Origin of the sequence: Cellulomonas septica (assembly GCF_012396155.1) — a bacterium.
Lineage (GTDB): Bacteria > Actinomycetota > Actinomycetes > Actinomycetales > Cellulomonadaceae > Cellulomonas > Cellulomonas septica.
The window spans coordinates 1-8,278 of the sequence record NZ_JAAXOY010000091.1 but is presented as its reverse complement, the minus strand read 5'-3'; the positions used below and the strand labels follow the sequence as shown (position 1 = coordinate 8,278).

4 protein-coding genes are annotated in these 8,278 nt (G+C 72.7%); 3 read left to right on the top strand and 1 reads right to left on the bottom strand.

The window, feature by feature from the left end; all coding sequences use genetic code 11:
• Positions 1-420: 420 nt before the first annotated feature.
• The 3 genes from HGA02_RS05675 to HGA02_RS05665 all read left to right on the top strand — a co-directional run bounded on the left by HGA02_RS05675 (position 421) and on the right by HGA02_RS05665 (position 6,497).
• The gene (locus tag HGA02_RS05675; protein WP_168678184.1) at positions 421-2,907 is read left to right on the top strand and encodes a phosphoketolase family protein; all 2,487 of its coding nucleotides are present in this window, start codon (positions 421-423) and stop codon (positions 2,905-2,907) included.
• Positions 2,908-3,102: 195 nt separating this feature from the next.
• Positions 3,103-5,208: a phosphate acetyltransferase gene (gene pta / locus HGA02_RS05670; protein WP_168678183.1), complete on the top strand. Its 2,106-nt coding sequence runs from the start codon at positions 3,103-3,105 to the stop codon at positions 5,206-5,208.
• Positions 5,205-6,497 carry an acetate/propionate family kinase gene (locus HGA02_RS05665; RefSeq protein ID WP_168678182.1) on the top strand — a complete coding sequence of 431 codons (1,293 nt, stop codon included), beginning with the start codon at positions 5,205-5,207 and terminating at the stop codon, positions 6,495-6,497. The genes pta and HGA02_RS05665 overlap by 4 nt, the downstream gene beginning before the upstream one ends.
• Positions 6,498-6,512: 15 nt before the next feature.
• On the opposite strand, the gene HGA02_RS05660 is transcribed toward HGA02_RS05665, so the two are convergent.
• Positions 6,513-8,126 carry a succinic semialdehyde dehydrogenase gene (locus tag HGA02_RS05660; RefSeq protein WP_168678181.1) on the bottom strand — a complete coding sequence of 538 codons (1,614 nt, stop codon included), beginning with the start codon at positions 8,124-8,126 and terminating at the stop codon, positions 6,513-6,515.
• Between the last annotated feature and the right edge of the window lie 152 nt (positions 8,127-8,278).

Sequence of the window (8,278 nt, the reverse complement as noted above, 5' to 3'; positions counted from 1 at the left end):
TGCCACGCGCCGAGCCGCCCGCAGACCGCGGCGGCACCGAGGAGCACCACGAGCAGCAGCAGCATGCGCGGACGTCGCGCGGCCTGCCACCACGTCGTCGTCGGCGCCTCCTGCTCGGTCACCGGGTCACGGTAACCCGGTCCGGCCGACGCCCCGGCACACCGCCCGCACCGCACCCCGCAGGACCTCGGCGACGACCGCGCCAACACCGGCTGACCTGGGCGCGGACACCCGGTGACGGGCCGAACGAGACCAAGGTCACCTCCTGCGCAGGGGGCCGTTGTGCGGTTGTATGACACGTGGGCGTGCCGTCGTTCCCCGGCCGTAGGTCGGAAGTCCCGGAACTCGGTGCGATCCCAGGGAACGCTGGCAACGGGGGCACCGGCGAGGCAAGCAGCCGGACGACGATGGGGAGCGAGCATGAGCACTGCGACGTCGGCCGAGACCACCTGGCGCAGGGGGTCCGGCGAGACTGTCTCCGCGGAGACGCTGGAACGCATCGACCAGTGGTGGCGTGCCGCCAACTACCTGTCGGTCGGCCAGATCTACCTGCTGGACAACCCGCTGCTGCGCGAGACGCTGACGCGTGACCACGTCAAGCCGCGTCTGCTCGGCCACTGGGGCACGACCCCCGGTCTCAACTTCCTGTACGCGCACCTCAACCGCGTCATCGCGGAGCGCCTGCAGTCGACGATCTACGTCACGGGCCCGGGCCACGGTGGCCCGGGCCTCGTCGCGTCCGCGTACCTCGACGGCGTGTACTCGCACGTCTACACGGACATCACGGAGGACGACGAGGGCCTGCGCCGGCTGTTCCGGCAGTTCTCGTTCCCGGGCGGCATCCCCTCGCACGTGGCGCCGGAGACGCCGGGCTCGATCCACGAGGGCGGCGAGCTCGGTTACGCGCTGTCGCACGCGTACGGCGCGGCGTTCGACAACCCGGACCTGCTGGTCGCGACGGTGATCGGCGACGGCGAGGCGGAGACGGGCCCGCTCGCGACGAGCTGGCACTCGAACAAGTTCGTCAACCCGGTGAAGGACGGCGTCGTCCTGCCGATCCTGCACCTCAACGGGTACAAGATCGCGAACCCGACGGTGCTGGCCCGCATCAGCGACGACGAGCTCGAGGCCCTCATGGTGGGCTACGGGCACAAGCCGCACGTGTTCGTCGCGGGCTTCGACGACGAGTCCCACGCGGACATCCACGGCCGCTTCGCGGTGCTGCTCGACGAGGTCCTCGACGAGATCGCGGACATCAAGGAGCAGGCCCGCGCGGGCAAGGACGAGCGCCCGATGTGGCCGATGATCGTCTTCCGCACGCCGAAGGGCTGGACCGGCCCGGACTACATCGACGGCAAGAAGACGACGGGCTCGTGGCGCGCGCACCAGGTGCCGCTGTCGAGCGCGCGCGACACCCCGGAGCACCTGGACGTGCTGCGGACGTGGCTCGAGTCGTACAAGGCCGAGGAGCTCTTCGACGCGACAGGGCGGCTGAACGACGACATCCGCGCGCTCGCGCCGCCCGAGGGCCTGCGGATGAGCGACAACCCGCACGCCAACGGCGGCCTGCTGCTCAAGGACCTGCGCCTGCCGGACTTCCGCGACTACGCGGTCGACGTGCCGACGCCCGCCGGGTCGATCAGCGAGGCGCCGCGCGTCCTGGGTCAGTGGCTCACGGACGTCATCAAGCAGAACCCCGACAACTTCCGGATCTTCGGCCCGGACGAGACCGCGTCGAACCGTCTGCAGGCGGTCTTCGAGACCACCGACAAGCAGTGGAACGCGGACTTCTACGGCGAGGAGGTCGACGAGCACCTGTCCCGCGCGGGGCGCGTGCTGGAGATGCTGTCGGAGCACCAGTGCCAGGGCTGGCTCGAGGGCTACCTGCTCACGGGCCGCCACGGGCTGTTCAACTGCTACGAGGCGTTCATCCACATCATCGACTCGATGTTCAACCAGCACGCGAAGTGGCTGAAGGTCACGAACCACATCCCGTGGCGCCGGCCCATCGCGTCGCTCAACTACCTGCTGTCGAGCCACGTGTGGCGGCAGGACCACAACGGGTTCAGCCACCAGGACCCCGGCTTCGTCGACCACGTCATCAACAAGAAGGCCGAGGTCGTCCGGGTCTACTTCCCGCCGGACGCGAACACGCTGCTGTCGACCTACGACCACTGCCTGCGCAGCCGGCAGTACGTCAACGTCGTGGTGTCCGGCAAGCAGCCCGCGCCGAACTTCCTCACGATGGACGAGGCGATCGCGCACTGCACGCGCGGCCTCGGCATCTGGGAGTGGGCGGGCACCGAGGTCCCGGGCGAGAAGCCGGACGTCGTGCTCGCCGCGGCGGGCGACGTGCCGACGCTCGAGGTGCTGGCCGCGGCCGACATCCTCAAGCGCGAGCTGCCCGACCTCAAGGTCCGCGTCATCAACGTCGTCGACCTCATGCGGCTGCAGGACGAGAAGGAGCACCCGCACGGCCTGTCGGACACCCACTTCGACGGCCTGTTCACCGCCGACCGGCCGGTGATCTTCGCCTACCACGGGTACCCGTGGCTCATCCACCGCCTCACGTACCGCCGCAACGGGCACGCGAACATCCACGTGCGCGGGTACAAGGAGGAGGGCACGACGACGACGCCGTTCGACATGGTCATGCTCAACGACCTCGACCGGTTCCACCTCGTCATCGACGTCATCGACCGCGTCCCGCACCTGGGCACCGCGTACGCCGGCCTGCGTCAGCGCATGGTCGACAAGCGCATCGAGGCCCGCGAGTACACCCGCGAGCACGGCGACGACCTGCCCGAGGTGCGCGACTGGGTGTGGCCCGACGCGGGCGAGACCGCCACGGAGCAGGGCGGCCCGCAGCAGAACGCCACCGTCTCCACGGGCGGTGACAACGAGTAGCACCTGACGCGAGGGCGCACCCGTCCTCGCACCCGGCCCGTGACGCTCACGGGCCACGTCCGGACCCGGGCGGGTCGCGCCGACGCCACCGCGAACCGCCGCGACCCGCCCGTCCCGTCCGCAGCACGCCAGCAGCACGACCCCGCACCAGCACCACCCCCGCACCCCGGGGATCACGCACCAGGAGCAGCCCCCGTGGCCCGCAGCATCTACCTCACCTCCCCCGAGGGGGACTCCGGCAAGTCCGTCGTGGCGCTCGGCCTCGTCGACCTGCTCTCGCGCACCGTCCAGCGGGTGGGGGTGTTCCGGCCGGTCGCCCGCTCGACCAAGACGCGCGACTACGTCCTCGAGCTGCTGCTCGCGCACGACGGCGTCGACCTCACGTACGACGAGTGCGTCGGCGTGACGTACGAGGAGGTGCTGACCGACCAGGAGGCCGCGCTCGGCAAGATCGTGCAGCGGTACCACGAGGTCGCGCGCCGCTGCGACGCGGTCGTCGTCGTGGGCTCGGACTACACGGACGTCGCCGGCCCGACGGAGCTCGCGTACAACGGCCGGATCGCGGCCAACCTCGGCGCGCCGGTCGTGCTCGTCGTCAACGGGTCGGGCCGCACACCGGAGGCGATCCACCAGGTCGTCGACATCGTGGTGGGGGCGATGCGCGACGAGCACGCGCAGGTGCTCGCCGTCACGGTCAACCGGTGCGGTCCCGCGTCGCTCGACGCCGTGAAGGCCGAGGTCGAGGGCGGCACGGGCCTGCCGACGTTCGCGCTGCCCGAGAGCCCGCTGCTCACCGCGCCGACCGTGCGCCAGCTCATGGAGGCCGTCGGCGGCTCGCTCATGGCGGGCGACGACGAGCTGCTGTCCCGCGAGGTCCTCGACGTGCTCGTCGGCGCGATGTCGGTCGAGCACCTGCTCGACCGCATCGCCGACGGCGCGGTCGTCATCACGCCGGGCGACCGGTCCGACGTGCTGCTCGGCCTGCTCATCGCGCACGCCGCCGAGGGCTTCCCCTCGCTCGCCGGGATCATCCTCAACGGCGGTTTCGAGCCGTCGCCGGTCGTCATGCGGCTCATCGACGGCCTCGGCACGCGCCTGCCCATCATCACGACGTCCCTCGGGTCGTTCCGCTCGGCGAGCGCCGCGGCCGCGACGCGCGGGCACCTGTCCGCGGACAGCCAGCTCAAGGTCGACACCGCGCTCGCGCTGTTCGAGGAGCACGTCGACGGCACCGCGCTGCTCGGCGCGCTCGACGTCGCGCGGCCCGAGGTCGTCACGCCGCTCATGTTCGAGTACGAGCTGCTGGACCGGGCGCGCGCCGACCGCAAGCACATCGTGCTGCCCGAGGGGAACGACGACCGGATCCTGCGCGCCGCCTCGACCCTGCTGCGCCGCGGCGTCGCCCGCCTGACGATCCTCGGCGAGCCCGCCGCGATCCGCACCCGCGCGACCGAGCTGGGCCTCGACCTCGCCGACGCCGACCTCATCGACCCGCACGACCCCGCGTGGGTCGAGCGGTTCGCGGCGGAGTACACCCAGATCCGCGCGCACAAGGGCATGACGGTCGAGCGCGCGCGGGAGATCGTCCCGTCGGTGTCGTACTTCGGCACGATGATGGTCCACCTCGGGCTCGCCGACGGCATGGTGTCGGGCGCCGCGCACACGACCGCGCACACCATCAAGCCGTCGTTCGAGATCATCAAGACGGCCCCCGGGACGAGCAGCGTGTCGAGCTGCTTCCTCATGTGCCTCGAGGACCGCGTGCTCGTCTACGCCGACTGCGCCGTCATCCCCGACCCCACGGCCGAGCAGCTCGCCGACATCGCGATCTCGTCCGCCGCGACCGCCGTGCAGTTCGGCATCGAGCCGCGCATCGCGATGCTGTCGTACTCGACCGGCGCGTCCGGCACGGGCGCCGACGTCGACAAGGTGCGCGCCGCGACCGCGCTGGTCCGCGAGCGCCGTCCCGACCTGTCCGTCGAGGGGCCGATCCAGTACGACGCCGCGGTCGACGCGTCCGTCGCGCAGACCAAGCTGCCCGACTCGGCCGTCGCCGGCCGCGCCACCGTCTTCGTGTTCCCGGACCTCAACACCGGCAACAACACGTACAAGGCCGTCCAGCGGTCCGCCGGCGCGATCGCCGTCGGCCCGGTCCTCCAGGGCCTCAACAAGCCCGTGAACGACCTGTCCCGCGGCGCGCTCGTGCAGGACATCGTCAACACCGTCGCGATCACCGCGATCCAGGCGCAGGCCGACGCACCGGCCGGCGCGACCACGACCCCGGAGGCCGTCGTCCGATGACCATCACCCAGCCCCGCCCGCACAGCGCGCACGGAGCCCACGGCAGCGTCCTCGTCGTGAACTCCGGGTCGTCGTCCATCAAGTACCAGCTGGTCAACCCGGTCGGCGGCGAGGCGATCGCCGCGGGTATCGTCGAGCGGATCGGCGAGGACGTCGGCACGGTCAAGCACACGTTCGCGGGCAGCACGACGACGCGCGACACGGTGATCGCGGACCACGGCGCGGGTCTGCGGGTCGTCCTGGGCCTGTTCGACGAGATCGGGCCCGACCTGGCGGCGGCGCACGTGGTCGCGGTCGGGCACCGCGTCGTGCACGGCGGGTCCGACTTCACCGGCCCCGCGCTGGTCGACGACGACGTGATCGCGCGCATCGACGCGCTCGCGCCGCTCGCTCCCCTGCACAACCCCGCCAACCTGACGGGCATCGAGGTCGCGCGCGAGCTGCTGCCGGACGTGCCGCACGTCGTCGTGTTCGACACCGCGTTCTTCCACACGCTGCCCGACGCGGCCGCGACGTACGCGATCGACCAGGGCGTCGCCACGACCTACGGGGTGCGGCGGTACGGGTTCCACGGCACGTCGCACGAGTACGTGTCCGGCAAGGTCGCGCGCGTGCTCGGCCGCCGCGTCGAGGAGCTCAACCAGATCGTCCTCCACCTGGGGAACGGCGCATCCGCGTCGGCCGTGCGCGGGGGTGTCGCGGTCGAGACGTCGATGGGGCTGACCCCGCTCGAGGGCCTCGTCATGGGCACGCGCTCGGGCGACGTCGACCCCGCGGTCCTCATCCACCTGCAGCGCAACGCGGGCATGTCCGTCGACGAGATCGACGACCTGCTCAACCGCCGCTCGGGCCTCAAGGGCCTGGCCGGGGAGAACGACTTCCGCGAGATCCACCGCCTCGTCGAGGAGGGCGACCCCAGCGCGCAGCGCGCCCTCGACGTCTACCTCCACCGCCTGCGCAAGTACGTCGGCGCGTACATGGCCGTCCTGGGCCGCGTGGACGTCATCACGTTCACCGCGGGCGTCGGGGAGAACGACGACGCCGTGCGCGCGCTCGCGCTCGCCGGGCTCGAGCCGTTCGGCATCGCGGTCGACCCGCAGCGCAACGCGGGCCGCAAGAAGGAGCCGACGACGATCTCCCCGGACTGGACGAGCACCCGCGTCATGGTGGTCCCGACCAACGAGGAGCTCGCGATCGCGCGCCAGGCGGTCGCGACCATCGAGCAGGCGGGCCTCGAGGGCACCTCGGACGAGACGGACCCCGCCCCGGCGGCCGCCGGCCACGCCTGACCCGGCCCGGGTCGGTCAGGGCAGGCGGGCGGCCCGCATCGCGCGCAGCACCTCGGTGAAGACCCGGGGCCACGTCTCGGTGCCCAGGTCGAACAGGCGGTGCATCCCGAGGCCCGCGTGCACGCCGTGCTGCACGGCGACCGTCTGGACGCGCGTCGTCTCCCACAGGCCCTCGCGCCCGTGCCGGTGCCCGTGCCCGGAGTCGCCGACGCCGCCCTGCGGGGCGCCGACCGAGCCCCACGTCGTCACGTACCCCTCGTTGACGTTGACGGTGCCCGCACACACCCGGCGGGCCAGGGCGGCGCCGCGACGCGTGTCGGCGGTCCAGATGCTCGCGTTGAGGCCGAGGTCGCTGTCGTTCATCGCGGCGACGGCCTCGTCGTCCGACGCGACCGGGTAGAGCGCGACGACGGGGCCGAACGTCTCCTCGCGGTGCAGCCGCGCCTCGGGCGGGACGTCGACGAGGATCGTCGGCTCGTAGAAGTACGGGCCGACGTCGGTGCGGTGCACGGCCCCGGCCAGCACGGTCGCGCCGTGGCCGATGGCGTCCTCGACGTGCTCGACGACCGTCGCGAGCTGTGCGGCGGACGTGAGGGACCCGACGTCGGACCGGTAGTCCAGCCCCGAGCCGAGGCGCAGGGCGCGCGTGCGGCGGGCGAACGCGTCGGCGAACGCGTCGAACACCTCCTCGCGCACGTAGATCCGCTCGATGCTCACGCACACCTGGCCGGTGCCGACGAAGCACGCGCGGACCGCACCCTCGGCCGCGACCTCGACGTCGGCGTCCTCCGCGACGTACATCGGGTTCTTGCCGCCGAGCTCGAGGGTCACGGGCACGAGCCGCTCCCCCGCGCTCGCGGCGACGACGCGACCGGTCGCGGTCGAGCCCGTGAAGCTCACGTGGTCGGCGTGCTCGACGACCGCCGCGCCCACCGTCGGGCCGTCGCCGACGACGACCTGGAGCAGCCCGTCGGGCAGCCCGGCCTCCTCGAGCAGCTCCGCGGCCCACAGCGCCGTCAGGGCGGTCTGCGGGTCGGGGCGCAGGATCACGGCGTTGCCCGCGACCAGCGCGGGCAGGACGTCGCCGAGCGTCAGCGTGAGGGGGAAGTTCCACGGCGCGACGATCCCGACGACGCCGACGGGGTGCCGCAGCACGCGGACCGACGTGAGCCCCGGGATCAGGCCGGGGACGCGGCGCGTGCGCAGGTAGCGGCCGGCGCGCGCGGCGTAGTGCCGCGACACGAGCGCGATGTCGCAGACCTCCTCGAACGCCGCGACGCGCGCCTTGCCGGTCTCGAGCTGGATGAGGTCGAGCACGTCGCTCTGCCGCGCGAGCACGAGGTCGTGCACGCGGGACAGCACCGCCGTGCGGGTCCGCAGGGGCGTCGCGGCCCACAGCCGCTGGGCGGCGCGCGCCGCACGGGCGGCACGCGCCACGTCGGCCGGGGTGGACAGCGGGACCGCGGCGATCGGGCCGCCCGTGTAGGGCGCGTGCGCCGTGTGCGTCGCGGCACCGGGCTCGGCGACGACGCGGGCGAGCAGGGTGCGGACGTCCTCGGGTTCGAGCACGTACGTCGCGAGCGGGTCGGTCTCCGGGTCGTGGAGCTCGGTGTGTCCGTCGTGCGCCATGCGCGTCAGGGTACGCGCGGCACCTGTCCCCCGGGCCTGCGCGGGGCGGGTGTCGGCGGACGTCGCCCCGCCGGGTGACGCCGCCCGTCGTGGCGGAAACCGGTCGAGGCGCCCGCCGCGGCGGGCACTGGTCGTGGCGCCCGCCGCGTTGG

Coding starts and splice junctions, on each gene's coding strand:
- HGA02_RS05675 (WP_168678184.1), top strand. CDS start 421: ATGAGCACTGCGACGTCGGCCGAGACCACCTGGCGCAGGGGGTCCGGC.
- HGA02_RS05665 (WP_168678182.1), top strand. CDS start 5,205: ATGACCATCACCCAGCCCCGCCCGCACAGCGCGCACGGAGCCCACGGC.
- HGA02_RS05660 (WP_168678181.1), bottom strand. CDS start 8,126: ATGGCGCACGACGGACACACCGAGCTCCACGACCCGGAGACCGACCCG.